Origin of the sequence: Pseudomonas sp. CK-NBRI-02 (assembly GCF_008124495.1) — a bacterium.
Taxonomy (GTDB): Bacteria; Pseudomonadota; Gammaproteobacteria; order Pseudomonadales; family Pseudomonadaceae; genus Aquipseudomonas; species Aquipseudomonas guariconensis.
In genome coordinates, this window is the sequence record NZ_VSJH01000006.1 from 217,689 (window position 1) to 242,142 (window position 24,454).

Consider the following 24,454-nt stretch of genomic DNA (forward strand, 5'->3'; position numbering starts at 1 on the left):
AATGCCCCCTGAGGGTTAGCCGGCCAGCGTCTGCAGGCGCGCGGCAGTGTCCGGTGCGCCCATGGTCTGGGCGGCGACCAAGGCAGTGGCGCCACGGGCATCCTGGCGTGCAGGATCGGCACCTTGAGCCAACAAGAACTCGAGTATCTCGCTGCGGTTGAACATCGCCGCGAGCATCAGGGCGGTACGACCGTCCTCGGCGGCGGCATCCACTGGCACGCCATGTTCGATCAGCAAGCGGATCATGGCCAGGTCACCCTTGAATGCGGCCCCCGCGATGGGCAGTTGACCGTTGTCGTTGGCGATCAGCGGGTCGGCGCCATGGGCCAGCAGCACACGCACCGCGTCGATGTGGCCATGGTAGCTGGCCAGCATCAGCAAGGTGTCGCCCTTGTGATTGCGCAGGTTGGCGGGCAGACCGCTCTGCAGCAGGCGCTCGAGCATCGGCGCATCGCCGCGTCGGGCACGCTCGAAGACTTCTTCGGCAAATGCGGCCGCCTCTTCGTCAGTCATGGCGGTGGGCTGTTGGTCGGACATCTGGAACCTCCTGGCAAGAAAAGAGCCCAAGTCTTCGTCAGGCACTGCCAGGTGGTCAAAGGTTCAGATTCTATCGGCTCGAAAGACAAACCTTATGACCCTTGCAAATTGCACTGTGCAAAATGCACGACCATGCGAAATGCACGGTTGCCCAAATTTCATTTATTCACAACTCATTGATTTTAAAGGTATTTTTCAAATCAACGAGGATGGCACGGTCACTGCAACACTCAACTCACGTCTGCCCATACAACAGTCAGGAGTTGAGATATGGACCTCATCCAGGAAAAGTTCGCCTCGGTATTCTGCGCCTATCAAGTCGAAACCCAGCCTCGCCCCGACGGCGGTATCCAGCTGACCCTGCGGGCAGCCGATGGCAAGGTGACTCGCCGTGCATTGACCTACGCACAGTTGCACAGCGCCGAGCAGTTGTCCTGGGCGATCAGCGCCATCCGCCGCGACTTGGCCGAACAGGCCAGTGAGCTTCCAGTGATCTCGATGTTGCAGAGCCAGCAGCGTTTTGCCCTGCCGACCTATCGCTGATGCGGCGCGACTTTCGCGGGTAAACCCGCTCCCACAGGTGTTCCATCGTTCCAAAGGCGGTGGAGTGGCTGTGGGGGCGGCTTATCCGTGAAAAACGTACCTCAAAGCTCATCCATGCCGGCAAACTGCCGGGCCATCGAATCGCCGGTGAACTGCGGCTGCATCCCCGATTCGCTGCCAAACAGGCGCAACGCCAGGCAGAACGGGTTGTCCCCCAAGTCCACCCAACGGCGTACGCCGGCGGGAATCACCAACACGTCGCCCTTCTCGCACAACACCGCATACACGTAGTCGCCCAGGCGCAAGCTGACCTGTCCGCGTCCGCCAATCACGACAAACACTTCAACCGCTTCGTGCACATGCTCATCGCGAAGGTCAGCCTGGCTCGGGTCAAGGCCATCGCGGTTGAGCAGGCCGAACGCGACGCTGCCATGTGTGGTCATCAGTTGATCCAACAGCCCATGGCATTCGGCCAACACTTGCTCATGGGCTGTGCCCGGGCGGATGCGCAGCTCATCGGTACGGCGCTCCAGGCGCACACCCTGCTCGGCGAGGGTGGCGGCGATATCGTCGTGGTGGGTCAGCACCTTGTTCGGCAACTCGGGGGTGTAGAGATGGAAAACGCTGAGAATGCTCATCAGGGGCTGGTCCTGGTCTGTTTCGAACAAAGGGCAATGATAACGGCTGCCGCGAGCGCCGCGACGCTGGCCATACCAAAGGTGAAGGACGGGCCCAGCAGTTTCCAGCTGTAACCCGAATAGAGTGCGCCCAGGGCACCGCCGGTGCCAGACAAGGCCGCATACAACGCCTGCCCCTGCCCTTGCTGACGCGCGCCGAAGCTACCTTGGACGAAGGCAATGGCTGCGGCATGGAAACAGCCGAAGGTCGCCGCATGCAGCAGCTGGGCAAACACCAGCACCGCTGGAATATCCGCCAGATTCCCCAGCAACAGCCAACGCAGCGCCGCCAGCAGGAAGCTCGCCAATAGCACATGGCGCACTGAAACCCGGGCGAAGATTCGACTCATGGCCATGAATACCAGCACTTCGGCCACCACCCCCAGCGCCCACAGCAAACCAATGGCGCCACGGGTGTAGCCCAGATGTTCCAAGTGCAGGGTGAGGAAGGTGTAGTAAGGGCCGTGGCTGAGCTGCATCAGCGCCACGCACACATAGAACGCCATTACACCCGGCGCCGCCAGTTGCCGCAGGAAGCCCCCTGCCCCCTTGCGCTCGGCATGCTCCACCGGCTGGGCATTGGGCACCCAGAGGCTCGCGATGAAAATCCCGGCCATGATGGTCACCAACGCCACCGGGTAGATATCCAGGCTTAGCCACTCGAACAGCCGTCCCAGGCCGACCACGGTGAGGATGAAACCGATCGAGCCCCACAGGCGCACCTGGCTGTAGCGCGAGGTTTGCCCGTGCAGGTGCGCCAGGGTGATCACCTCGAACTGCGGAAGCACCGCATGCCAGAAGAACGCATGGAGCGCCATCACCAGTGCCAGCCAGGCGTAGCTTTTGTCGATGAAGATCAGCGAGAAGGTGGCCAGAGTCGACAAAGCGCCCAGGCGCACGATCAGCAACCGTTGGCCGCTGCGATCCCCCAGCCAGCCCCACAGGTTAGGTGCGATGCAGCGCATCAGCATGGGAATGGCCACCAGTTCGCCGATGCGTGCCGGCGAAAAGCCCAAATGGTCGAAGTACAACGCCAGGAACGGCGCGGTGGAGCCGAGCAAGGCGAAGTAAAAGAGGTAGAAGCTGGACAGGCGCCAGTAGGGAATCGGGGGCATGGGTGGGGCCTTTGGTTGCCTGTGCCGGCTCCTTCACGGGGACCGCTCCCACAGGACCTGCGGTAGTCCTCTAGGAGCGGGTTTACCCGCGAAGTGACCCGTGCGGACGAATCAGCGCTGGCCCAGCACCGGGGTATTGACCTTCACATCGGCGTTCTGCGCACGGTGGCGCAGCAGGTGATCCATCAGCACGATAGCCATCATCGCCTCGGCGATCGGCGTGGCACGGATGCCCACGCACGGGTCGTGACGGCCCTTGGTGATGACCTCGACCGGGTTGCCGTCGACATCGATGGAGCGGCCCGGGGTGGTAATGCTCGACGTCGGTTTGAGCGCCAGGTGGGCGACGATCGGCTGGCCGGAAGAGATCCCGCCCAGGATGCCGCCTGCGTTGTTGCTCAGGAAGCCCTCAGGCGTCAGCTCATCGCGGTGCTCGGTGCCACGCTGGGCGACACTGGCGAAACCGGCGCCGATCTCCACGCCCTTGACGGCGTTGATGCTCATCAAAGCATGGGCAAGCTCCGCGTCCAGGCGGTCGAAGATCGGCTCGCCCAGGCCAGGCATCACGCCTTCGGCGACCACGGTGATCTTCGCGCCGACCGAGTCCTGGTCACGGCGCAACTGGTCCATGTAAGCCTCCAGCTCCGGCACTTTGTCAGGATCAGGGCTGAAGAAGGCGTTGTGCTCGACCGACTCCCAGGTCTTGAACGGGATTTCGATCGGGCCCAGCTGGCTCATGTAGCCACGCACGCGGATGCCTTGGGTGGCCAGGTACTTCTTGGCGATGGCGCCGGCAGCCACGCGCATGGCGGTCTCGCGGGCCGAACTGCGGCCGCCGCCGCGGTAGTCGCGGATGCCGTATTTATGGTGGTAGGTGTAGTCGGCGTGGGCTGGGCGGAACAGGTCCTTGATCGCCGAATAGTCCTTGGATTTTTGGTCGGTGTTGCGGATCAGCAGACCGATGGAACAGCCGGTGGTACGACCTTCGAACACACCCGAGAGAATTTCGACCTCATCCGGTTCCTGGCGCTGGGTAGTGTGCCGGCTGGTGCCCGGCTTGCGGCGATCCAGGTCGTGCTGCAGATCGGCCAGGGAGATTTCCAGACCCGGAGGGCATCCATCGACAATGGCGACCAACGCCGGGCCGTGGCTTTCGCCTGCGGTGGTGACAGTGAACAGCTTGCCGTAGGTATTGCCGGACATGGACGCTCCGCGAATCTGCCTGAATGTGAGGGAGGCGGGCAGTATACGGAAATTCCCTTTATTCGGGTGGTCGGTTCAGCCCCTTCGATCACGCTCAAACCTAGGGGAGTGGGTTCATCGGCGAAGGGGCATGAGAGAACCTTCGGTCAGCCACCCGGTCCAACCGACATCCCACCAAGTAGTAGCCCTATGATGTTGCGCCTCGCCGCCCTGCTTCTGCTGCTGTGCTCAGGCCTCGCCCAGGCCGCCGCCCCGACCGTACTGCAACGCCCCATCGACCTGGACACCGGCCAGGGCGTGCTCCATGGCAGCCTGCTGCTGCCGCAACAAGCCACCCCGCCGCCGGTAGTGCTGATCATTGCCGGCTCCGGCCCCACCGACCGCGACGGTAACAACCCCGCCAGTGGTCGCCTGGACAACCTCAAGCGTCTGGCCCTGCTGCTGGCCGGCGAGCACATCGCCAGCGTGCGTTTCGACAAGCGCGGCGTTGCCGCAAGCCAACCGGCCACGCCCGATGAGCGGGACCTGAGCGTCGAGCGCTACGTGGCCGACACCGTGGCCTGGGGCCGCAAACTCAGGGCTGACCCACGCTTCGGTCCGCTGATCCTGCTTGGCCACAGCGAAGGCGCGCTGATTGCGACGCTGGCCGCTGAACAGGCCGGCGCCAGCGCGGTGATCACCGTGGCCGGCAGCGGTCGCCCCGTGGCAGAGGTGCTGCGCGAACAATTGGCCCAGCGCCTGTCGCCGGCAGAACTGGCGCGCGGCAATGCGCTGATCGACCGCCTGCAGGCCGGACAGACCTCTCTGGATGTGCCGGCGCCGCTGCGCGATGTGTTTCGCCCGAGCGTGCAGCCTTACCTGATCTCGTTGCTGCGCCAGGACCCGGCAGCAGCGTTCGCTCGTCTGCAGATGCCCGCCCTGATCATCCAGGGCCGCAACGACGTGCAGGTGGACATCGCCGACGCCGAACGCCTCAAGGCCGCCAAGCCCGACGCGCAGTTGGCCCTGATCGATGGCATGAACCACATGCTGCGTATCACCCCTCGGGACATGAGCCAGCAGCGCGACAGCTACCGCAACCCGGGGCTGCCGCTGGCCCGTGAACTGGGTGAGCGGATCGTGGCGTTCATTCGCCAGCTGCCGCCGGCCTAGATTGTCCTCAGGAAGTCTCCGTTGCTGCCGATAACCGGTTGATCGAGGCAGTGATCGGTGTTTTTGAGGCCGTTTGCGCTCCATCGCGGACAAACCCGCTCCCACTGATTGAATGTAGGAGTGGCCTTGCCTCGCGATTGGGCAACGCATCAGCCCCTTTCCACCGTCCTGCCCGCCGTGCATTCGAGGACACTTCCGATGACCGACGCCCCCGCCGCCGTTGAGGCGGACGAAGAGCCACAAGCCCCAGCAAGCGCTCCGCTGCCATGGGAAGACCTGGCCCCTGAACACTTCCAACTGCTGCGCCTGGCAGCCCTGCCCACCGACCGCAACAGCGGCGCCCGTCCGCTGCGTTTCGTCGAGTTCGGCCATGCCGAGCGGCATAGCAAGACGCACAGCCTGCTGCGGCTGGAAATCCGCCTGCCAGGTCAGAAAGTGCGCAAGGAGCAGAACCAGCTGGACATCCGTGTCGATCACGAACAGCGCCAGGTGCGTATCGGCGGTGACGGTGGCTTGCAGCTCGAGCCGGCGAACCGCGGCCTGGGGCGGTTCCTCCTGGGACAGGCGGTGCAGTGGCTGCAACAGCGTTGGTCGAACTACCAAGTCGAAGGCGTAGCCCTGCCCAGCAAGGATGCCCTGAACGAAGACAACCGCCTGCGCCGCGACCATGTACTGCGCAGTGCAGGGCTTGAGGTGGAATACGAAGGCGGACAACTGCTCAAGGGGCGCACCGTGGATACCACGGTAGGCCAGCTCAAGGGCGGCTGGAACAATGAAAAGGTCCAGCGCGTCGACATCCTCGAGGCTGCCGGAATGCTGCAACAGGCCGAGCAACAGCTGCTGGAGAAGCAGGCGCAGTTGCGCGAGCGGGATGAACGGGTCGCCAAGTACCGCCGCGAAGACAGCGGCCTGCGCTTTACTATCACGTGCCTGGTGGCGTTTGCCGTGTTCCAGGCGGGGCTGCTGATCTGGATCGCCACGCGCTAGAGACGTGGCGCCCTTTTCGCGGGTTTACCCGCGAAAAGGGCTGCAGCGCAGCCCTCTGTCTTGATCAGACGCGGGAGCGGAACAGCTCCTGGTGCTGACGGCACTGTTCGGCAGTCAGCATGAACACGCCATGCCCACCCCGCTCGAACTCCAGCCAAGCGAAGTCCACCTCTGGATACAGCGCCTGGACATGCACCTGGCTGTTACCCACCTCGACGATCAGCAGCCCTTTTTCATTCAGGTGGTCAGCCGCCTCGGCGAGCATGCGCCGCACCAGGTCCAGGCCATCGTTGCCACAGGCCAGGCCCAGCTCGGGCTCGTGGTGATACTCGGCCGGCATGTCGGCGAAATCTTCGGCGTCGACATACGGCGGGTTGGACAGAATCAGATCGAAGCGCTGCCCGGGCAGGCCGGCGAAGCCATCACCCTGCACGGTGTATACACGCTCTTCCAGGCCATGGCGCTCGATGTTGTGGTTGGCGACTTCCAAGGCATCGAAGGACAGGTCGGCCAGCACCACCTCGGCCTCGGGGAACACGTCGGCGGCGACGATGCCGATGCAGCCGGAGCCGGTGCACAAGTCAAGGATGCGCGCAGGCGGCGCGGCCAGCCAGGGCTCGAAGCGTTTTTCGATCAGTTCGCCGATGGGCGAGCGCGGCACCAACACACGCTCATCGACCACGAACGACATGCCGCAGAACCACGCCTCGCCCAGTAGGTAGGCGGTGGGCACCCGCTCTTCGATTCGGCGCTTGAGCAGGTGCTGCAGGCGCACGCGCTCGTCATCTTCCAGCTGGCAGTCCAGGTAGCTGTCGGCCACCTCCCACGGCAGGTGCACGGCGCCCAGCACCAGCAGGCGGGCTTCGTCCCAAGCGTTGTCGGCACCGTGGCCGAAGAACAGGTCGTGCTCATGGAAGCGGCTGACCGCCCAGCGGATATGGTCGCGCAGGGTGCGCAGGCGGGATGTGATCACGGGTGACTCCTTTTAAGACAGGACAAAAGTCTAACAGCCCACCGACACAAATGTTCCCTTCGATTGCCCGGTCGGTAGCCAGAGGCCAGTAACCATGCTGTCTGCAATGTCAACCATTCACATTGGCGCCGAGGCAAGGGAGAATAGGTATACAAAAGCCCTACCCAAGGAGCCCTTGATGTCCGTTCCAACCACGATGTTCCGCCTCAGCGGCCGCGACTATCCGCCGGCCAAGCTGGGCCAAGCCAGCCTGATTGTCATCGATGCGCAAAAGGAGTACCTCAGCGGTCCCCTGGCGCTGTCGGGCATGGACGAGGCCGTGGCCAACATCGCCCGGTTGCTCGACGCCGCGCGCAAGGCCGGCCGTCCGATCATCCATGTACGCCACCTGGGCACCGTCGGTGGCCTGTTCGACCCGCAGGGTAGCCGCGGCGAGTTCATCCCGGGGCTGGAGCCTCGCGAGGGTGAGATCATCATCGAAAAGCGCATGCCCAACGCCTTCAAGAACACCAAGCTGCACGAAACGCTGCAGGAGCTGGGCCATCTGGACCTCATCGTCTGCGGTTTCATGAGCCATTCGAGCGTCAGCACCACCGTTCGCCGCGCCAAGGACTATGGTTATCGTTGCACCTTGGTCGCCGATGCCTCCACCACCCGCGACCTGGCGTTCAAGGACACGGTCATTCCGGCTGCGCAGATCCATCAGTGTGAAATGGCCGTGATGGCCGACAACTTCGCCTGCGTCGCCCCGACCGCCAGCCTGATCTGAGCCACGACCGCCCGGCAGACGGGCGGAACCCCAGGGCCGACCCTAGGTCGAATTCCGGATACCTACAGAGGAAATCGGAATGAAGCTCAAAGGCAGTTTCGACGCCAAACGCCTGCGCCAGCGCGAACCGCGCAACTGGGGTGCGCGCCTGGCCGCCGGCCTGTCCGCCCTGGTGGCCACCCTCGGCGTGCTGCTGGCCATGGCCGGCGTCGCAGGCCTTCTGGGCAACTACAGTGCCCTGGCCGAACTCAATGCCAACCGCCCACTGTCGGTGATCCTCGTGGTGGTCGGTTTGCTATTGCTCTACCTGGGCGTGCGCTTCTGGCGCCGCAGCCGGATTCGCCTGCGCCGCGGGCATGGGTTGAACCTCTCGCCGCACCTGATGAAAAAGCACGATTAGCAGCGTGTGCTGCTAGCCGCTTCCTCCGACATCTGCGTTCACGTTTCAAAGGGTGTCGCTGTACCTGGCGGATCGGTTCGGCGCGAAAAGGCCAACAGGCGACACAACACCGCCCACTCACGTAAAATATGCCCCCTACGTGGAGGCACCATGCAAGACGACGATTTTTCCCTCTTCAGCGCCCAGATGCGCGGCGTGAAGCCGATCAAGCACGACCGCGCCGATGTCGGCAAACCCAAGGCCGACCGCAAGAAGCTGGCCGGCCTGCGCATGGCCGCGACCGTGCACAGCGACCAACCCCTCGTGGTCGATGGCATGTCCGACCAGTTCGTCATCGACGTCGGCGCCGAGGACGAACTGATGTGGCGCCGTGACGGCGTACAGGAAAGCCAGATCCGCAAGCTCAAACTCGGCCAGATCGCCTTCGAAGGCAGCCTGGACCTGCACGGCATGACCGTGGAAAAAGCCCGCGAGACCCTTTGGGATTTCATCGCCGAGGCCACCAAGCTCGAAGTGCGCTGCGTGCGCGTCACCCACGGCAAGGCTGCGCGCCTGGACGGCAAGCGGCCGATGATCAAGAGCCACGTCAACACTTGGCTGCGCCAGCACCCGCAGGTGCTCGGCTTCACCTCCTGCCAGGCCCGCCATGGCGGCACAGGTGCGGTCTATGTGATGCTCAAGCGCACCATGCTCGAAGGACGCGACGAGTGACGCCAGGCTTGCAGCCTCGCCCTCGCCGCCGTACCCTTCGTCTTTGCGATTAATCCCCCACAGGTAGATCCATGTCCCTGGAACAGAACTACACCGCGATCCTCAGCCAACTCGGCGAGGACGTCTCCCGCGAGGGCCTGCGCGACACGCCCAAGCGGGCCGCGAAGGCCATGAAGTACCTTTGCCGCGGTTATGAACAAACCCTGGAAGAAGTCACCAACGACGCGCTGTTCACCTCCGACAACAGCGAGATGGTGCTGGTCCGGGACATCGAGCTCTACTCGATGTGCGAACACCACATGCTGCCCTTCATTGGCAAGGCCCACGTGGCCTACCTGCCCAAGGGCAAGGTCCTGGGCCTGTCCAAGGTCGCGCGCATCGTCGACATGTTCGCCCGCCGCCTGCAGATCCAGGAAAACCTCAGCCGCCAGATCGCCGAAGCCGTGGAGAAGGTGACCGGCGCCGCTGGCGTGGCCGTGGTCATCGAGGCCAAGCACATGTGCATGATGATGCGCGGTGTCGAGAAGCAGAACTCCACCATGATCACCTCGGTGATGCTTGGCGAGTTCCGCTCCAATGCCGCCACCCGCAGCGAGTTCCTCAGCCTGATCAAGTGATCGGCGTGTGACTGCGAGCCGACCCTTAGGGGTCGGCTTTTTCTTTTGTTCAGGAGTTGTCCATGATCGTCAAAGCCCTGCGGGTCGGCCTCGGCCAGCTTATCGTGTTCGGTGACTGGATCAGCCGCCCGGCCAAGCGCAAGCGTGATGCCGCAGCCCAGGCGCAGGTCGCCAAAGACGCCCAGAACCTGGCGCTGTACCAGTTCCATGCCTGCCCGTTCTGCGTCAAGACCCGCCGCACCTTGCACCGCCTCAACGTACCGGTGGCCCTGCGCGACGCCAAGAACGACCCGGTACACCGCCAAGCTTTGCTTGAAGGCGGTGGCCGGGTGAAGGTGCCATGCCTGCGGATCGAGGAAGCCGGCGAGGTGACCTGGATGTACGAATCCAAGGCCATCATCGCCTACCTGGACAAACGCTTCGCGGCAGTTTGAAACCCAGGCTGCTCCGGCCTTTTCGCGGGTAAACCCGCTCCCACAGGTACCAAGAACCCTGCCAGAGCGGGTTTACCCGCGAAAGAGCCGGAGCAGCTTGCAAAAAGCCTGGATCAGTCCACCATCGGCACATGCCGCGGATGGCTCGTCACCCGCGCCAACCACGCCCGCACGCCGGGGTAGTCCGCCAGGTCGAAGCCGCCCTGATGCGCCACATGGGTGTACGCATACAACGCCACGTCGGCGATCGAATACTGGTCACCAACCAGATACGGCGTCATCTGCAGTTGCCTCTCCATGACCTTGAGCGCTTTGTAGCCGCCTTTGTGCAGCTTGCGGTATTCCTCCACGCGCTCATCAGGCAGCCCCAGGTAGAACTGGATGAACCGCGCGACGGCAATGTACGGCTCATGGCTGTACTGCTCGAAGAACTGCCATTGCAGCACCTGGGTGCGCAGACGTGGCTCGGTGGGCAAAAACTCACTGCCATCGGCCAGGAAGTTCAGGATCGCGTTGGACTCCCACAGGCAGGTGCCATCCTCGAGCTGCAGCACCGGGACCTTGCCGTTGGGGTTCATCGCGAGGAACTCCGGCGTTTCGGTTTCGCCCTTGAGTATGTCCACCGGCTGCCACGTGTAAGGGCGATCCAGCAGGTGCAGCATCAATTTGACCTTGTAGCAGTTGCCGGACTGGTAATCCCCATAAACCTTGTACATCACCCCTCCCCTCTCGTGCAGTTGCGCAATCGCGCCCAATAGTTGGCGACTGTACGGCTAAATGCAATGGCTGCTGTATCGCATCGATTGCGCCAGGTCACGGTAGTCTGAAAAAACTGCTTACACCTTTACAAGGACTTTTCAATGACCGATGCCACCTCCGCGCGCCTGCGCCCCCTGGCAGACAGTTCTGCGTCGGCGATCGTCGCCGGCTTCATCGCCATGCTCACGGGGTACACCAGCTCATTGGTGCTGATGTTCCAGGCGGGCCAGGCTGCTGGGCTGACCAGCGCGCAGATTTCCTCGTGGATCTGGGCCTTGTCGATCGGCATGGCGGTGTGCAGCATCGGCCTGTCGCTGCGCTACCGCACGCCGATCACCATTGCCTGGTCGACCCCAGGCGCTGCACTGCTGATCACCAGCCTTGGCGGAGTCAGCTATGGCGAGGCCATCGGCGCCTATATCACCTGCGCGGTGCTGGTGCTCATCTGCGGCTTGACCGGCAGCTTCGAGCGCCTGGTGCGGCGCATTCCTGCGTCCCTGGCCTCGGCGCTGCTGGCCGGTATCCTGTTCAAGATCGGCAGCGAAATCTTCGTCGCCGCCCAGCACCGTACCGTGCTGGTGCTGGGCATGTTCTTCAGCTACCTGCTGGTCAAGCGCCTGTCGCCACGCTACTGCGTACTGGCCGCGTTGCTGGTGGGCACCGCCCTGTCGGGCGCCCTGGGCCTGCTGGATTTCAGCGGCTTCAACCTGGAGGTGGCCAAGCCGGTGTGGACCACCCCGAGCTTCTCGCTGGCGGCGACCATCAGCATCGGCATCCCGCTGTTCGTGGTGGCGATGACTTCACAGAACATGCCAGGCGTCGCCGTGCTGCGGGCCGATGGCTATCAGGTGCCGGCCTCGCCGTTGATTTCGGCCACCGGCTTCGCCTCGCTGCTGCTGGCGCCGTTCGGCTCCCACGGGGTGAACCTGGCGGCAATCAGCGCGGCAATCTGCACCGGGCCCCATGCCCATGAAGACCCGAGCAAGCGTTACACCGCAGCGGTGTGGTGCGGGATCTTCTACGGCATCGCCGGGGTGTTCGGCGCCACGCTAGCGGCCCTGTTTGCGGCGCTGCCCAAGGAGCTGGTGCTGTCCATTGCTGCACTGGCGCTGTTCGGCTCGATCATGAATGGCCTGAGCGTGGCCATGGGAGAAGCCCGTGAACGCGAGGCGGCCCTGATCACCTTCATGGTGACGGCCTCGGGGTTCACTTTGTTCTCGATCGGCTCGGCGTTCTGGGGGATCGTGGCGGGTGTGTTGACCTTGCTGATCCTGAGCCCGCGCAAAGGCTGAGGATGTCTTGTTGTCAGTGCCGGCCTGTTCGCGGGTTGACCCGCGAAGGGCCGACACACTCGATCACAATCTGAAATGGCCGACCATGCCCTTGAGATCCGTGCCCAACTGCGCCAGCTCGACGCTCGAGCGGGCGTTGTCCTGCATGGCCAGGGCAGCTTGATCGGCACTGCCGCGGATCTGCGTGACGCTGCGACTGATCTCCTCGGCCACCGAGCTTTGCTGCTCCGCCGCCGCGGCGATCTGCTGGTTCATCTGCTGGATCAACGACACCGCAGCCGCGATGCTGCCCAGCGCACTTTCGGTGTGCAGCGCATCGGCCACCGCCAGACGCACCAGCTCGGTACTGCCACGAATCTGCGATACCGACTGCTGGGCGTTGCCGCGCAGGCTGGCAACCAGGCGCTCGATCTCTTCGGTGGATTGCCGGGTGCGCCGCGCCAGGGCCCGCACCTCATCGGCCACCACGGCAAAACCGCGTCCCTGTTCGCCGGCCCGGGCAGCCTCGATCGCCGCGTTGAGCGCCAGCAAGTTGGTCTGCTCGGCGACGCTCTTGATCACTTCCAGTACGTCGCCAATGGTATGGATTTCGGCACTCAAGCTGTCGATGCCAGCGCTGGCGGTTTCCGCCGCGGCAGCCAGTTGCTCGATGCGCTGCATGCTCTGGCGCACCACCTGCTGGCCTGACTCGACCTTGTCGTCGGCGCTCTGGGCCGCCTGGGCAGCCTCCTCGGCGTTGCGCGCCACATCGTGCACGGTGGCTGTCATCTGCTGCATGGCAGTGGCCACCTGCTCGGTTTCTTCCTTCTGGCTGCCCACCTCACGGTTGGTCTGCTCGGTGACGGCCGACAGCGCCTGAGCGTTGCCGGCCAGTTGCTCGATGCCCTGTTGCAAGCCGCTGACAATGCCGGCAAGCCCGGCGGCCATCTGCTGCATGGCCAAGGTAAGCTGGCCGACCTCATCGCGCCGCGTGGTTTCGGCCTCGACAACCAGATCGCCCGCAGCGATGCGCTGGGCCCGGGCGATCACACGCTTGAGCGGCCCGACCACGGCGCGGGTGATCAACCAGGCGGCGAGCACACCAACCAGCAAGGCCAGCGCGGTGGCCAGGGCGATGGCGACCGTGCTGCGGGCAAGTTCGCCCTGCATGACCTGCTCCTGGTTCGCATAGGCCTGGTTGACCCGCTGGGTGACCCGCTCGGCCTGGGCCTGCAACTGAGCCTTGATGCCCTGCTCCTTGGCGAGCAGATCGGTGTATTCGTTGAGCTTGTCGGAGAAACTGGCGATGTGCCCTGCCACCTCGCCCAACACACTCTGATAACCGGTGTCGCTCACCGACGCCTTGAGCTGATCGACCAGGCTCGCCGCTTCCACGGTCTGGGCGATGCGCCCTTCGTTGACCGCCTCCTCCCCCTTGCGCCCCTGCTCCAGGCGCACCCGCGCCTCGTCCATGGCCTGCAGCATCAGACGCGAGACCTGCGCCACCTGGCCGGCCTGCTCGAGGAACTCGCTGCCCTGCTGGCCTTGGGACTGTTTGAGGGTGTAGGTGCCATCGTCGGTAAGACCTGACTGCAGCACATCGAGGTTATTGGAGACACTGGAGACCGACCAGCTGGCCATGTCCAAGGCCAGTTCTTTGGCCTGCACCGCTTCGACGAAGACATCGAAGGCCTGGCCATAGGCGGTCAGGTCGCCTTCGGTGGCAGCCAAGGCCGGGAGCGTGCGGGCACGCTCGATCAGGCTTTGCAGGTCCTTGCGCAAGGTTTCGGCTTCCTTGATGTCCGAGCGCAAAGCAAAACCCTGTTCGTGCTGACGCAACGTGAGCAGGTCGGTGTTGAACTGGCTCATTTGGCGCAGGCCATCGAAGCGCTGGCCCAGGCCCTGCAAGGCGAAGACGCCGATGGCGGCCACCGCCAGGGTCAGCAACAGCACCAGGGCAAAGCCCAGCCCCAGCTTGCGGGCCATGCCCAGGTTGGCCAGAACACCGTGCTTGGTTGCCCGCATCGCCCATTCCCCCTGCCAGTCCATCGCTGTTTTCAGGCTGCACGACAGCCCTTTTTCAGCCAAGAGTGGCAACTGCGCAACCCCACCCACAAGCCCCACCCGTCACAATGGTGTCAAATAGCTATGAGCGTGTCGCTTTCAGCGTGCTGAAGGTCGCCCTGCGTACCGAAAGAACGCCTGAGCCCGTTGGTCCTGCCCATACGCGACATTGATCCGCAGCCAGTCACTCGGCGCGCCCTGATGATCGAACGCACTGCCCGGCGTCAGCAGCACCGCGTTATCCAGGGCTACGCGCTCCAGGGCAGCAAAGTCGCGCCCGGGCGAGCGTACCCAGACGAACATCCCGCCATAGGGCTCGCAGAACACCTCCCAGCCGAACGCCTCCAGTTGCCCCAGCAGCTTGGCCATGTGCTGCCCCAATCGCACCCGCAGACGCTGCACGCTCTTGCGGTAACTGCCATTGGCAAGCATCTGCCCCACTACCTGTTCGGCAAAGCGCGACGTACCGATGCCAGTGACCATCTTCAGTTCCGCCAAGCGGCCGATCAGCGCCGCATCGGCCACCAGGTAGCCCACCCGCAGCGAACTGCTCAGGGTCTTGGAGAAACTGGCCATGTAGATTACCCGCTGCTCGCTGTCGAGCGTGGCCAGGCGCGTGGCCGGGCCGTCCTGAAAATCTGCGTAGATATCGTCCTCGACGATGCGCAAGTCGTGCTCGCGGGCCAGCTCCAGCAGGCGATAGGCGACCTTCGGCGTCAGGCTGGTGCCGGTGGGATTGTGATAGAGGCTGTTGGTGAACAGCACGCGCGGGCTGTGTTCGACGAGCAAGCGTTGGAGCTCGTCCAGGTCCGGCCCACTGGCCGTACGCGGCACCGGCAGCATGCGCACTTGGTGCTGGCGTAGCAGGTTGAACAGGTTGTAGTACCCCGGGCTTTCCACCAATACCACGTCGCCTGGGCGCAAGAGGGTGCGCACCAGCAGATCGAGGGCATGGCTGGCACCTTGCGTGGTGAGGATGCGTTCGGGGCCAGCGGCGATATCGATGCGCGCCAGGCGCTTGTGCAGTTGCTGGCGCAGGCTGGCCAGGCCCAGGGGCGGGCAATAATCGAACAGATCCTCCACTTTGCCACGGCTGACCAGGCGCACGGCCTGGGCCACCTCGGTGTTGGCCCGCCATGCGCTGGGCAGCCAGCCGCAGCCGAGCTTGAGCAGTTCGTCATGGCCTTCACGAAACTGTCGCCAACTGCCATCCACCGCTTCGCCCCAGGCTTGCTCCTCTTCCAGCGGCAGGCCTGGCTTGCGTTCGGCGACGAAAAAGCCCGTACCGTGGCGCGCCTGAAGCCAGCCGCTGGCCACCAGGCGGTCATAGGCTTCGATCACACAGGCCGGGCTGACAGCCAGGTTGCTCGCCTGAGTGCGGATCGACGGCAGCCGCGCGCCAGGGCGCAGGCGTTGCTGTTCGATCCAGGCTTGCAACTGCTCGGTCAGTTGCTGGACCAGCGGCGTGGCGGAGTCACGATCCAAAAGGATAGGCATGGGAAGTGTTCGCTGATTTTTGCCGAACAGTTAATCACAAATGCGCCGGGAGTGTGCCTTGTTGATGCAAGGGGAGCAGACCACTGTTGGTCGTACTGGCTCATTCGCGGGCAACCCGCGAGCAGCCGCTACGAATGACCCAAGGATGCCCAGATGCCCACCCGCTCAGCCCCGGCCCGCCTGGCCTTCGCCCTGTGCCTGATCACCCTCGCCGTAAACCTGCAGGCGCCCCTGTACATCGCTTACGCCGACCTCTCCGGTCAAGGCGCGGCCGCCACAGCGGTGGCCTTCTCCGGTTATGTGCTGGGCGTGTTGCCCGTGCTGCTGGCGTTGGGCGGCCTGGCGGACCGAGTCGGCCGACGGCCGCTGATTCTTACGGCCCTCGCCTTGTCCATGATCACCACGGGACTGATGCTGCTCGCCCCGGGCCTGCAGACGCTGGGCCTGGCGCGGCTATTCCTTGGACTTGGCACGGGCCTGGCCTCAGCGACCGCTACCGCCTACATGAGTGAGCTGATGCCTGGCCACGACAGCGGGCGCGCTGCCACCTGGGTGACCGCCAGCACATCCCTGGGCTTTGGCCTGGGCGCTGCACTGACAAGCCTCTTCCTGCTGCGCGGCCCCACCCTGACGCCGGGCAGCTTCCACCTACAACTGCTGCTCGCCGCCGTCGCGCTGGTGTTGGTCTGGCGCCTGCCCGATCCGCGTCCTGCGCAGCGCGGCGCCATGCTGCGCCTGCCCTTCTACCCCAGGGGCAGCCTGGCCTATGGCTTGGCCATCCTGCTCGCCTGGGCCTGCGTAGGCCTGGTGATAGCCCTGTTGCCGGGGGTCTTGCGTCAACACGGGCTGAGCGCCTGGTCCGGTTTTTCGACCTTCTGCGTGATCAGCTGCGGCCTGTTGTTCCAGCCCATGGCACGTCGCATGTCCAGCGTACGTGCAACCTTGCTCGGATTGGCGATTCTTCCGTGTAGCTACGCCCTGCTCGCCTGGGGCGCCGACAGTGGGCGGCTGGCTGCCGTGCTGCTGGGCGCGGTCGCTGCCAGCAGCGCGTGCTACGGGTTCATTTACTTGGGTGGACTGGCGGCAGTGAACCAGTTGGCAGGGCCTGAGAAGACCCGGGCCAGCGCGGGTTTCTTCCTGCTGGCGTACCTGGGGTTCAGCCTGCCGGTGATCTTCACGGGGCTGCTCAGTGACCGTCTTGGCTCACGAACAGCGTTGGTTGTGTTTGGCGCCGTGTTACTCGCGGGGTGTGGAGTGGTTGCCTTGACCCTATGGTTGTCAGCACGGGCCCATTCGCGGGTAAACCCGCTCCCACAGGGCTCGCGGTGGTGAGTGGACTGCCTGCACTTTTCAGCCGTGCAAATACCAGCCCCACAGGCACAGCGATGTTGATGAGAACACCGGAGAACCTGAGGGAGTGGGTTAACCCGCGAAAAGGCCGACGCAGCTTCAATTGGCCTCAAATAGCCGTGGCCCCACCATCGACAGCCAGACTATGACCGGTGGTGAAGGCCGCGCCATCGCTGCACAGATAAAGCACCGCACTGGCGATCTCCTCGACCTTGCCGATGCGTCCCACCGGGTGCATCGCGGCAGCGAACTCCGCTTTGCGCGGGTCGGACTCATAGGCCCGGCGGAACATGTCGGTATCGATTACCGCCGGGCATACCGCATTCACCCGAATGCCCTTCTTGGCGTACTCGATCGCCGCCGACTTGGTCAGGCCGATCACCGCGTGCTTGGAGGCGCTGTAGATACTCATCTTCGGCGCCGCCCCCAACCCCGCGACCGACGCAGTGTTGACGATCGCCCCGCCGCCTGCGGCAAGCATCAGCGGTAGTTGGTACTTCATGCATAGCCACACGCCTTTGACGTTCACGCCCATGATCGCGTCGAACTGCGCCTCGCTGCCCTCTGCAAGACGGCCCTGCTCGATCTCGATGCCCGCATTGTTGAAGGCGTAGTCCAGGCGACCGTAGGCTTCGATGATGCACTCGTGCAAATGGCGCACCTCGGCGTCCTTGGTCACATCACAGGCCACGAACAGCCCCTCACCACCGGCCTGGCGAATCAGCGCCACCGTCGCCTCGCCGCCCTCCACATCCCGGTCGGCCACCACCACCTTCAAACCCTCGACAGCGAACGCCTGTGCCGTCGACCGGCCAATCCCCGCCCCACCACCGGTGACCAGGGCTACCTGGCCGGAAAACGTCATGCTCATTACGGGCTCCTGAACGCTGATTCGTTATGAAGGCTGAGTCTAGTCATGACAGCCGCGCGCTGGGCAGCACGATCATCCAGGTGTATCGAGGTGTATTTGCGCAAGCAGTGAAACTTGATCGCCACCGGCCCTCGGGCTATCAAAGGGGTCTATCTTGAACGTTCAAGCTGCCTACCCCATTCCCAAAGGGAACCGCCATGCCCCAGACCAACCGCCGCTTCCTGCTCAGCAAACGCCCCGTCGGCGCCGTGCGCCGCGACGACTTCACCTACGAGCAGGTCCCCGTCACCGAGCCCGCCGAAGGCCAGGTGCTGGTGAAAAACCTCTACCTCTCCCTGGACCCCGCCATGCGCGGCTGGATGAACGAAGGCAAGTCCTACATCGCCCCCGTTGCCCTCGGCCAGGTGATGCGCGCCCTGGGCGTCGGCGAAGTGATCGCCTCCCAGCACCCTGACTTCAAGCCCGGCGATCACGTCAACGGCCCGCTCGGTGTGCAGGACTACTTCGTTGGCGAGCCCCAAGGCCTGTACAAGATCGACCCACGCCTGGCCCCCCTGCCCCGCTACCTCTCAGCCCTGGGCATGACCGGCATGACCGCCTACTTCGCCCTGCTCGACGTCGGCCAACCCAAGGCCGGTGAAACCGTTGTCCTCTCCGGCGCTGCCGGTGCCGTGGGCAGCATCGCCGGGCAAATCGCCAAACTCAAAGGCTGCCGCGTCGTCGGCATCGCCGGTGGCAAGGAGAAATGCCAGTACCTCAAGGACGAGCTCGGCTTTGACGGCGTCATCGACTACAAAGCCGAAGACGTCCTGGCCGGCCTCAAACGCGAATGCCCCAAAGGTGTGGACGTGTACTTCGACAACGTCGGCGGCGACATCCTCGACGCCGTGCTCAGCCGCCTGAACTTCAAGGCCCGCGTAGTCATCTGCGGCGCCATCAGCCAGTACAACAACAAGGAAGCCGTCAAAGGGCCGGCCAACTACCTGTCGCTGCTGGTCAACCGCGCGCGGATGGAAGGGTTCGTGGTGATGGATTACGCCAAGGAGTACGGCAAAGCCGCACAGGAGATCGCCGGGTGGCTGGCAAGTGGCGAGGTGAAGAGCAAGGAGGATGTGGTGGAGGGGTTGGAGACGTTTCCGGAGGCGCTGCTCAAGCTGTTCAGCGGAGAAAACTTCGGGAAATTGGTGTTGAAGATTTGAATCCAGCCTAAAAGCTGCGGCCCTGAGCCCGCTCCAACAGGTACGGCGGTGCTATTGAGCACCCCGAAAACCCTGTGGGAGCGGGTTCACCCGCGCAGGGCCGCACAGCAGCCCCAGACGAGCGACTATCAGCCGCGAATCTCGGCCACAACGGCCGCCAACGCCTGCGCCGGGTCCGCCGCCTGGCTGATCGGACGCCCGATCACCAGGTAATCCGAACCCGCGTCCAGTGCCTGGCGTGGAGTAAGGATCCGGCGTTGGTCATCCTGGGCACTGCCAGCAGGACGAATCCCCGGCGTCACCAGTTGCAGCGACGGATGCGCCGCCTTCAGTGCAGGCGCCTCGAGCGCCGAGCACACCAGCCCGTCCATCCCCGCCTTCTCCGCCAACGCCGCCAGACGCAGCACCTGCTCCTGCGGATCCACATCCAGGCCGATCCCTGCCAAGTCCTCACGCTCCATGCTGGTCAGCACCGTCACACCGATCAGCAACGGCTGCGGCCCGCTACGCTTGGCCAGCTCCTCACGGCACGCCGACATCATGCGCAGGCCACCGGAGCAATGCACGTTGACCATCCACACCCCCATCTCGGCTGCGGCCTTCACTGCCATCGCCGTGGTGTTGGGGATATCGTGGAACTTGAGGTCGAGAAACACTTCGAAACCCTTCTCGCACAAGGTCTCGACAATCCCCGAAGCGCTGCTGGTGAACAGCTCCTTGCCGACCTTCACCCGGCACAGCGCCGGATCGAGCTGGTCAGCCAGCTTCAGAGCGGCCTCACGGGTAGGGAAATCCAGGGCGACAATCAGGGGCGTCTGGCAGGCGGACATGGGCAGAGTCTCTTGGCAAGTCGAAATCGGCGCGCATTGTAAACGATGTGGCCCAGGCTTTGGGGCCGCGGATCACGAGAATTGGCCCAGCACCCGGTCACTCCTATAATTGAACCAACGGAGACGGTAACGGCTCGAAACTAAGCGAGCGTTTGCCATCCATGGTCTACAAGGAGAACGTCATGCCCTGGTACGCCTGGTTGATACTGATCATAGCCCTTGGCTCGATCGTCGGCGGGTTGCTGCTGTTGCGCGACACGGCAAAGAAACTGCCATTGACCGAAGAGCAACTGAAGAAGATCCATGAGCGAAATGCCGAGGCCGATGCCAAGGATGCGCAGGACCGTTGATGCCTGATGGCCGACCCTGGCGGATCGGCCACTCCCCTACTGGTTACTCTGTCACGACCAGCTTGTCCCGGTTTCGCTCCAGAAGCGCGTTGCCGATGCCCTTGATTTCCAACAGTTCATCCACCGACGCGAACGGCCCGTTGGCCTCGCGATAGGCCACGATCGCCTCGGCCTTGGCCCGGCCGATGCCGTTGAGTTCCTTTTGCAGGGTTAGGGCGTCGGCGGTGTTGAGGTCGAGCTTGGCGGGTTGGGTAGCGGTGGCGCTGGTGGTCACCTTGGTTGCGGCCAGCTCGGTGGCTGGGGGAGTGGTTGGGTTGGGGGCGGCGCTGAGCGAGAAGGACAGGCCGGTGAACAGGGGGAGGAGGAGGTAGGAAAGGATGGTATTGCGCATATAAAGACACTCCTTAAGAATTTATTACGTCGGCAGCAAATCCTTGGCTGCACTTTCAAAACTAGCGGAGCGGAAAAAAAACAAAAAGAGAATAAGTGAATCTAAAAATTTCAAGAAGATCAAACTCCATAAACAACATAAGCCCCAGCCACATCGCGCATCCAACACCTTTTCCGTCCAGACCATACCCTTACAAAAACATAAACTACAATCATCTAATCAAAACCTAGCCACCGATAAAAAATCAATTAAAATCAGAAAGCACGAGCTTTACATCTCATTTGCATTGCACGTCCGGTCATCTTGAACTAACATGCGTGCAGCCACGCCTATGGATGGAATACTTCAAATGAGATTTTCTGCTTTACTGATTGCCCTTTTTGCAGTTTCAACCCAGTCGCACGCTACTGATAGCCCCCCCAAAATGCTAGCAGCTGGAACGGATGTTGAGTTGGCTCCGTTTCTCTGGTCTTGGATGGACCCTGTTACATTTAACGAGGAGGGCCTCCAGAAGACAGCAGCAAAGAAAGACCCATTACGTCCATTCTTCTTGGCATTCAGGCTCCTCACGATTTACGAGAAGACTAAAGACCCAGCAGCTCTGGAAAGCGCAAAACGAGCCTTAGACTTCATGCTAGACGAGTACCAACCAGCGACCCGAGAGGCTGAGGGTACTCGTTGGTTCTACGGCTTTGACTATGACAGAGGAATCAAAGCTCCGTGGTGGTCAGGTATGGACGGCTTCTTCGGCCCAATGACCCTTTATGCTGGCTGGCAAGTAACCGGTAACGAGCGTTACCGCGAAGCTGCAATTAAGAGTGCTAAACTGATGCTCCGCCAGCCTAGTGATGGCGGTGCGCTATGGCGCGATGGAGAGGACTGTTGGATTTCGGAATATTCTTGGAAAGGAATTACACGAGATAAGGAATACCATGTTCTTAACGGCCACCTCTGGGGGCTTCAGGCTCTGTATATGCTAGCAGAGGCCTCTGGCGACAAAGAACTTAAGGACGCGTATCAGTGCGCTAGACATGGCACCATCAGCCGACTACCACAATTTTACAATAAAACCGATACTTGGACTTGGTATCAATTGGTGCCGCGGGTCATTAATCCAACGCACTACAATATCATTGAGATTAATTTAGCGTTCTCCTAAGTGATCCGACGTTGTTCTAGCGCCGGATCCATTGGGTTTTACCCCTTCAGAAAAATACTCATCCCACCTGATCACGCATTAGCTGGTACAAAAACTGGTACAAGCGTGGCTATCCATCTCCGGCGCTCTGCCGACCTAGTTCCCATTAAAATATCAAACTCGCCCCGCCCCGACCGGTCCAAATGCTCAGCAGCCTGGATTGGCCAGGCCGTTCACCTGAGGTTTTGAAAATGGCTGATGATCTGTCGAACCGAGGCCCGCAAGATCGCTCCAGAATCAACATCGAGGAAAGTTGGGAGGTCAGATACTGGTCTCAGAAATTTGGCGTCACCGAGCAACAGCTGAAGGATGCAGTCAGGGCTGTTGGTCAAAGCGCTGAGGCGGTACAAAAGCAGCTTGGAAAATGATGGGGCGGGCGCAACAGCGCCCCTTCGTCGCACGGATTGGACCACACCTGCCACATGAAATACTGTATATCCAAACAGTATTCGCTGGCCGATCATGAAAACCCTGCCCATCACTAAATCTCAAGCTCTAGAGAAATGGACCAAAGAGCTGCAGAACGAGCACCTACGCCTGAGCGATCCAGAAGCCTTTCTCTCCATCGCTGACTGGCACCTGAGCGAAATGGAAAAGCTCAACCTCTTCGATCCGCTGGAGCTCTATGAGATGCGGGAGCAGGCGCACGCGGCTTACTCCGCCGGCCTTGAGGAGCAGTTTGCCTATGAGCAGTACTGCCAGGCCTCCGTCTACAACGTGGTCCCGGATGGGGAGAACACGCGGATTGCAACCATCAGCCATGGTGTTTTTTCGTTCACGGATGCAGACGGAGAGCGAAGCATGCTCCCCGCTTATCACGGTCGAGTGATGGTCACCGAGGGGCGCGTGCATCTCGTGATGAGCCAGCCGAATTACTGCATTCCGATATCCGGCCTACGCTTTGTGACGGGAGACGGCATTCCGTGCCACCTGGTCGAAACGGAGCGAATGTCCAATGGTAAATGGCTGACCGGGGTGCAAGATCCAGATGCCTATCGGACCTTGGTTGACCTGGCACAGGAAGCGTTCGAGCAAAAAGACTGGATGCGGTATCGGATGCTGCGAGATCGGGCTCGCTACTCACCCTTCACCTGCTGCCCGACATGCCATGATTCGTTCGCTCAACGTGAGGATTGCGATGGGTGCGGCGGACTTGGATTCATCCCCGATAACTTGGCAGAGCCGGTATGTGCGGGAGACTGTCGCAATATCGAGGACTGCACGACTTTGCCGACGCCTTGAACATGGATGGGGTGTGGCGCAACAACATCGGTGATCAGGCCGTTGAGCGCTACAACGTGGCGCCCAGCACGCAGGTGGCCGTGTTACGAATGGATGACGCAGGCCCGCGGGCGGACCTGGTGAGGTGGGGATGGCGGCCGCACTGGGCGACTGATCGAGCGCCGCCGATCAATGCCAGGGTCGAGAAGGTAGCGCACGGGCCGTTCTTCCGAGCGATCTGGCCGCATCGCGCGATCACGCCGGTGGACGGCTGGTATGAGTGGGTCGATGAAGGCGGTCCGAAGAAGCAGCCCTACTACATCCGGCGGCGGGACGGGCAACCGACCCTGTGCGCGTCGATCGGCCAGTTCACTGGGAGCGAGCATGACGGTTTCGTCATCATCACCGCCGACGCCCAGGGCGGCATGGTCGATGTGCACGACCGCCGACCAGTGGTCCTCTCGCCTGATTTGGCCCGGGAATGGATTTGCCTTAATACGCCAATCGAGCATGCCGAACAGATGGCGCTAAACCTGGGCGAGCCCGCTGAGGAATTCGAGTGGTTCCTGGTGAGCACAGCCGTTGGCAACGTCAGGAACCAAGGACCGGACCTAGTCAAGCCGATCCTCAAGTAGGGAAACCTGACCAATCCGTCGAAATTGTTGCCTTTCTCTGGGAAATTCTTCAAAATTCAGCTTTTGATGTTAAAACAGTGGCATTCACAATGGATCGTGTACACAAATCTTTCGCTATTATCGGACTAATTTCGGCAGCCATAGGCATAACCGCTTTTCTAAGCAACGATTCGCAGCCGGAAAAATCATCTGACTTTCTAGGAATTTCTTTTGACAAGGATTTTTTGAAAGAAATTCCTGTCTGCAATGACGATAACAATCCGCCAGAGCTTTGCCGAGTTTCAACTTCTGACCCGAAAAAGTTTGAAATTCGTGGGCTGCCGTACCTTCCTGTCTCGCCTGGTTATAAAGCAACTGTCACAACTGACAACAACAACAAACCAATCAACTTGATTCTTAGTGGGAAAACACAGAATTTCAAAAATGTCCGATTGATGGCGGACATATATTTTGGGGACCCAACAGAAGTTATTGAGAACTGGTCATGGAAAAGCGAGAGCGGATCTTTTAACAATGAAGCATATCGCTGGAAAACTGCATCGACAGTGATTGATCTTCATCGAAGCGAAGAAGATCTTAGTACTTACCTAATAAACATATCAAAGCCTGTAAATTCAAAGCCTTCTGAGGAAGCAGTTTCGTCAACAGATATCTGATGATCTATAACATTCGGTTCCTAGGCTATCATTTTTACCGCTCT

At 62.0% G+C, this 24,454-nt stretch carries 28 protein-coding genes and 1 pseudogene; 17 read left to right on the top strand and 12 right to left on the bottom strand.

The window, feature by feature from the left end; all coding sequences use genetic code 11:
• Nucleotides 1-15 precede the first annotated feature (15 nt).
• On the bottom strand, nucleotides 16-537 hold the full coding sequence (locus DQ397_RS05440; protein ID WP_043209782.1) for an ankyrin repeat domain-containing protein: 522 nt from the start codon (nucleotides 535-537) through the stop codon (nucleotides 16-18).
• Between the two features lie 270 nt (nucleotides 538-807).
• On the opposite strand from DQ397_RS05440, the gene DQ397_RS05445 reads away from it, so the two are divergent.
• The gene (locus DQ397_RS05445; protein WP_043209779.1) at nucleotides 808-1,080 is read left to right on the top strand and encodes a DUF3509 domain-containing protein; all 273 of its coding nucleotides are present in this window, start codon (nucleotides 808-810) and stop codon (nucleotides 1,078-1,080) included.
• 101 nt (nucleotides 1,081-1,181) lie between these two features.
• Here the strand turns inward: DQ397_RS05445 and DQ397_RS05450 are convergent, their stop codons facing one another.
• The 3 genes from DQ397_RS05450 to aroC all read right to left on the bottom strand — a co-directional run bounded on the left by DQ397_RS05450 (nucleotide 1,182) and on the right by aroC (nucleotide 4,075).
• The gene (locus tag DQ397_RS05450; protein ID WP_043209777.1) at nucleotides 1,182-1,718 is read right to left on the bottom strand and encodes an oxidase; all 537 of its coding nucleotides are present in this window, start codon (nucleotides 1,716-1,718) and stop codon (nucleotides 1,182-1,184) included.
• Nucleotides 1,718-2,872 (bottom strand): MFS transporter, encoded by a 1,155-nt coding sequence (locus DQ397_RS05455; RefSeq protein WP_043209775.1) that lies wholly within the window; start codon nucleotides 2,870-2,872, stop codon nucleotides 1,718-1,720. Before DQ397_RS05455 ends, DQ397_RS05450 begins: the two co-directional genes overlap by 1 nt.
• A gap of 111 nt (nucleotides 2,873-2,983) precedes the next feature.
• A complete protein-coding gene (gene aroC, locus DQ397_RS05460) occupies nucleotides 2,984-4,075 on the bottom strand; it encodes a chorismate synthase (protein ID WP_043209772.1) in 1,092 nt (363 codons plus the stop codon).
• 189 nt (nucleotides 4,076-4,264) lie between these two features.
• Between aroC and DQ397_RS05465 the strand changes: the two genes are divergently transcribed.
• Together DQ397_RS05465 and DQ397_RS05470 are read left to right on the top strand one after the other, a co-directional pair.
• The gene (locus tag DQ397_RS05465) at nucleotides 4,265-5,227 is read left to right on the top strand and encodes an alpha/beta hydrolase (RefSeq protein ID WP_043209771.1); all 963 of its coding nucleotides are present in this window, start codon (nucleotides 4,265-4,267) and stop codon (nucleotides 5,225-5,227) included.
• 198 nt (nucleotides 5,228-5,425) lie between these two features.
• Nucleotides 5,426-6,214: a hypothetical protein gene (locus DQ397_RS05470; RefSeq protein WP_043209769.1), complete on the top strand. Its 789-nt coding sequence runs from the start codon at nucleotides 5,426-5,428 to the stop codon at nucleotides 6,212-6,214.
• Nucleotides 6,215-6,278: 64 nt separating this feature from the next.
• Here the strand turns inward: DQ397_RS05470 and prmB are convergent, their stop codons facing one another.
• Nucleotides 6,279-7,187 (bottom strand): 50S ribosomal protein L3 N(5)-glutamine methyltransferase, encoded by a 909-nt coding sequence (prmB, locus tag DQ397_RS05475; RefSeq protein WP_043209765.1) that lies wholly within the window; start codon nucleotides 7,185-7,187, stop codon nucleotides 6,279-6,281.
• Nucleotides 7,188-7,365: 178 nt separating this feature from the next.
• On the opposite strand from prmB, the gene DQ397_RS05480 reads away from it, so the two are divergent.
• From DQ397_RS05480 to DQ397_RS05500, 5 genes are all read left to right on the top strand, one after another.
• Nucleotides 7,366-7,956 (top strand): cysteine hydrolase family protein, encoded by a 591-nt coding sequence (locus DQ397_RS05480; RefSeq protein WP_043209762.1) that lies wholly within the window; start codon nucleotides 7,366-7,368, stop codon nucleotides 7,954-7,956.
• A gap of 79 nt (nucleotides 7,957-8,035) precedes the next feature.
• On the top strand, nucleotides 8,036-8,356 hold the full coding sequence (locus DQ397_RS05485) for a hypothetical protein (RefSeq protein ID WP_043209760.1): 321 nt from the start codon (nucleotides 8,036-8,038) through the stop codon (nucleotides 8,354-8,356).
• A gap of 150 nt (nucleotides 8,357-8,506) precedes the next feature.
• Nucleotides 8,507-9,067 (top strand): Smr/MutS family protein, encoded by a 561-nt coding sequence (locus DQ397_RS05490; protein WP_043209758.1) that lies wholly within the window; start codon nucleotides 8,507-8,509, stop codon nucleotides 9,065-9,067.
• A 71-nt stretch (nucleotides 9,068-9,138) separates the two neighbouring features.
• The gene (gene folE, locus DQ397_RS05495) at nucleotides 9,139-9,684 is read left to right on the top strand and encodes a GTP cyclohydrolase I FolE (protein WP_043209757.1); all 546 of its coding nucleotides are present in this window, start codon (nucleotides 9,139-9,141) and stop codon (nucleotides 9,682-9,684) included.
• Between the two features lie 62 nt (nucleotides 9,685-9,746).
• Nucleotides 9,747-10,118, top strand: a complete 372-nt coding sequence (locus DQ397_RS05500; RefSeq protein WP_043209755.1) for a glutaredoxin — start codon at nucleotides 9,747-9,749, stop codon at nucleotides 10,116-10,118.
• A gap of 113 nt (nucleotides 10,119-10,231) precedes the next feature.
• Here DQ397_RS05500 and DQ397_RS05505 read toward each other — a convergent pair whose 3' ends face one another.
• Nucleotides 10,232-10,834 (bottom strand): glutathione S-transferase family protein, encoded by a 603-nt coding sequence (locus DQ397_RS05505; RefSeq protein WP_043209752.1) that lies wholly within the window; start codon nucleotides 10,832-10,834, stop codon nucleotides 10,232-10,234.
• A gap of 144 nt (nucleotides 10,835-10,978) precedes the next feature.
• Between DQ397_RS05505 and DQ397_RS05510 the strand changes: the two genes are divergently transcribed.
• Entirely contained in the window at nucleotides 10,979-12,169 is a 1,191-nt protein-coding gene (locus DQ397_RS05510; protein ID WP_043209751.1) for a benzoate/H(+) symporter BenE family transporter, read from the top strand.
• A gap of 63 nt (nucleotides 12,170-12,232) precedes the next feature.
• On the opposite strand, the gene DQ397_RS24960 is transcribed toward DQ397_RS05510, so the two are convergent.
• The 3 genes and pseudogenes from DQ397_RS24960 to DQ397_RS05520 form a co-directional block, all read right to left on the bottom strand.
• Nucleotides 12,233-13,105 (bottom strand): methyl-accepting chemotaxis protein, encoded by an 873-nt coding sequence (locus DQ397_RS24960; protein WP_372240735.1) that lies wholly within the window; start codon nucleotides 13,103-13,105, stop codon nucleotides 12,233-12,235.
• Between the two features lie 36 nt (nucleotides 13,106-13,141).
• Nucleotides 13,142-14,197 (bottom strand): annotated as a pseudogene (locus DQ397_RS24965) (methyl-accepting chemotaxis protein); the annotation flags it as partial.
• A 114-nt stretch (nucleotides 14,198-14,311) separates the two neighbouring features.
• Nucleotides 14,312-15,709, bottom strand: coding sequence for a PLP-dependent aminotransferase family protein (locus DQ397_RS05520; protein WP_043209749.1), 1,398 nt, complete (start codon nucleotides 15,707-15,709; stop codon nucleotides 14,312-14,314).
• A gap of 153 nt (nucleotides 15,710-15,862) precedes the next feature.
• On the opposite strand from DQ397_RS05520, the gene DQ397_RS05525 reads away from it, so the two are divergent.
• Entirely contained in the window at nucleotides 15,863-17,041 is a 1,179-nt protein-coding gene (locus DQ397_RS05525) for an MFS transporter (RefSeq protein WP_043209748.1), read from the top strand.
• A gap of 127 nt (nucleotides 17,042-17,168) precedes the next feature.
• On the opposite strand, the gene DQ397_RS05530 is transcribed toward DQ397_RS05525, so the two are convergent.
• Nucleotides 17,169-17,930, bottom strand: a complete 762-nt coding sequence (locus tag DQ397_RS05530) for an SDR family oxidoreductase (protein ID WP_043209747.1) — start codon at nucleotides 17,928-17,930, stop codon at nucleotides 17,169-17,171.
• A 197-nt stretch (nucleotides 17,931-18,127) separates the two neighbouring features.
• On the opposite strand from DQ397_RS05530, the gene DQ397_RS05535 reads away from it, so the two are divergent.
• A complete protein-coding gene (locus DQ397_RS05535) occupies nucleotides 18,128-19,129 on the top strand; it encodes an NADP-dependent oxidoreductase (protein WP_043209745.1) in 1,002 nt (333 codons plus the stop codon).
• Between the two features lie 128 nt (nucleotides 19,130-19,257).
• On the opposite strand, the gene pyrF is transcribed toward DQ397_RS05535, so the two are convergent.
• On the bottom strand, nucleotides 19,258-19,959 hold the full coding sequence (gene pyrF, locus DQ397_RS05540; RefSeq protein ID WP_043209742.1) for an orotidine-5'-phosphate decarboxylase: 702 nt from the start codon (nucleotides 19,957-19,959) through the stop codon (nucleotides 19,258-19,260).
• Between the two features lie 182 nt (nucleotides 19,960-20,141).
• On the opposite strand from pyrF, the gene DQ397_RS05545 reads away from it, so the two are divergent.
• Nucleotides 20,142-20,309, top strand: coding sequence for a DUF2897 family protein (locus DQ397_RS05545; protein ID WP_070573170.1), 168 nt, complete (start codon nucleotides 20,142-20,144; stop codon nucleotides 20,307-20,309).
• A gap of 43 nt (nucleotides 20,310-20,352) precedes the next feature.
• On the opposite strand, the gene DQ397_RS05550 is transcribed toward DQ397_RS05545, so the two are convergent.
• Entirely contained in the window at nucleotides 20,353-20,700 is a 348-nt protein-coding gene (locus DQ397_RS05550) for a ComEA family DNA-binding protein (RefSeq protein ID WP_043209739.1), read from the bottom strand.
• 313 nt (nucleotides 20,701-21,013) lie between these two features.
• Here DQ397_RS05550 and DQ397_RS05555 point away from each other — a divergent pair, with 313 nt between their 5' ends.
• From DQ397_RS05555 to DQ397_RS05575, 5 genes are all read left to right on the top strand, one after another.
• A complete protein-coding gene (locus tag DQ397_RS05555) occupies nucleotides 21,014-21,859 on the top strand; it encodes a D-glucuronyl C5-epimerase family protein (protein WP_148921499.1) in 846 nt (281 codons plus the stop codon).
• 230 nt (nucleotides 21,860-22,089) lie between these two features.
• Entirely contained in the window at nucleotides 22,090-22,266 is a 177-nt protein-coding gene (locus DQ397_RS05560) for a DUF3606 domain-containing protein (RefSeq protein WP_080642087.1), read from the top strand.
• Nucleotides 22,267-22,360: 94 nt separating this feature from the next.
• Nucleotides 22,361-23,140, top strand: a complete 780-nt coding sequence (locus tag DQ397_RS05565; RefSeq protein WP_148921500.1) for a hypothetical protein — start codon at nucleotides 22,361-22,363, stop codon at nucleotides 23,138-23,140.
• The gene (locus DQ397_RS05570; RefSeq protein ID WP_043209731.1) at nucleotides 23,086-23,754 is read left to right on the top strand and encodes an SOS response-associated peptidase; all 669 of its coding nucleotides are present in this window, start codon (nucleotides 23,086-23,088) and stop codon (nucleotides 23,752-23,754) included. The genes DQ397_RS05565 and DQ397_RS05570 overlap by 55 nt, the downstream gene beginning before the upstream one ends.
• Entirely contained in the window at nucleotides 23,679-24,410 is a 732-nt protein-coding gene (locus tag DQ397_RS05575) for a hypothetical protein (protein WP_148921501.1), read from the top strand. The genes DQ397_RS05570 and DQ397_RS05575 overlap by 76 nt, the downstream gene beginning before the upstream one ends.
• Nucleotides 24,411-24,454: the final 44 nt, after the last annotated feature.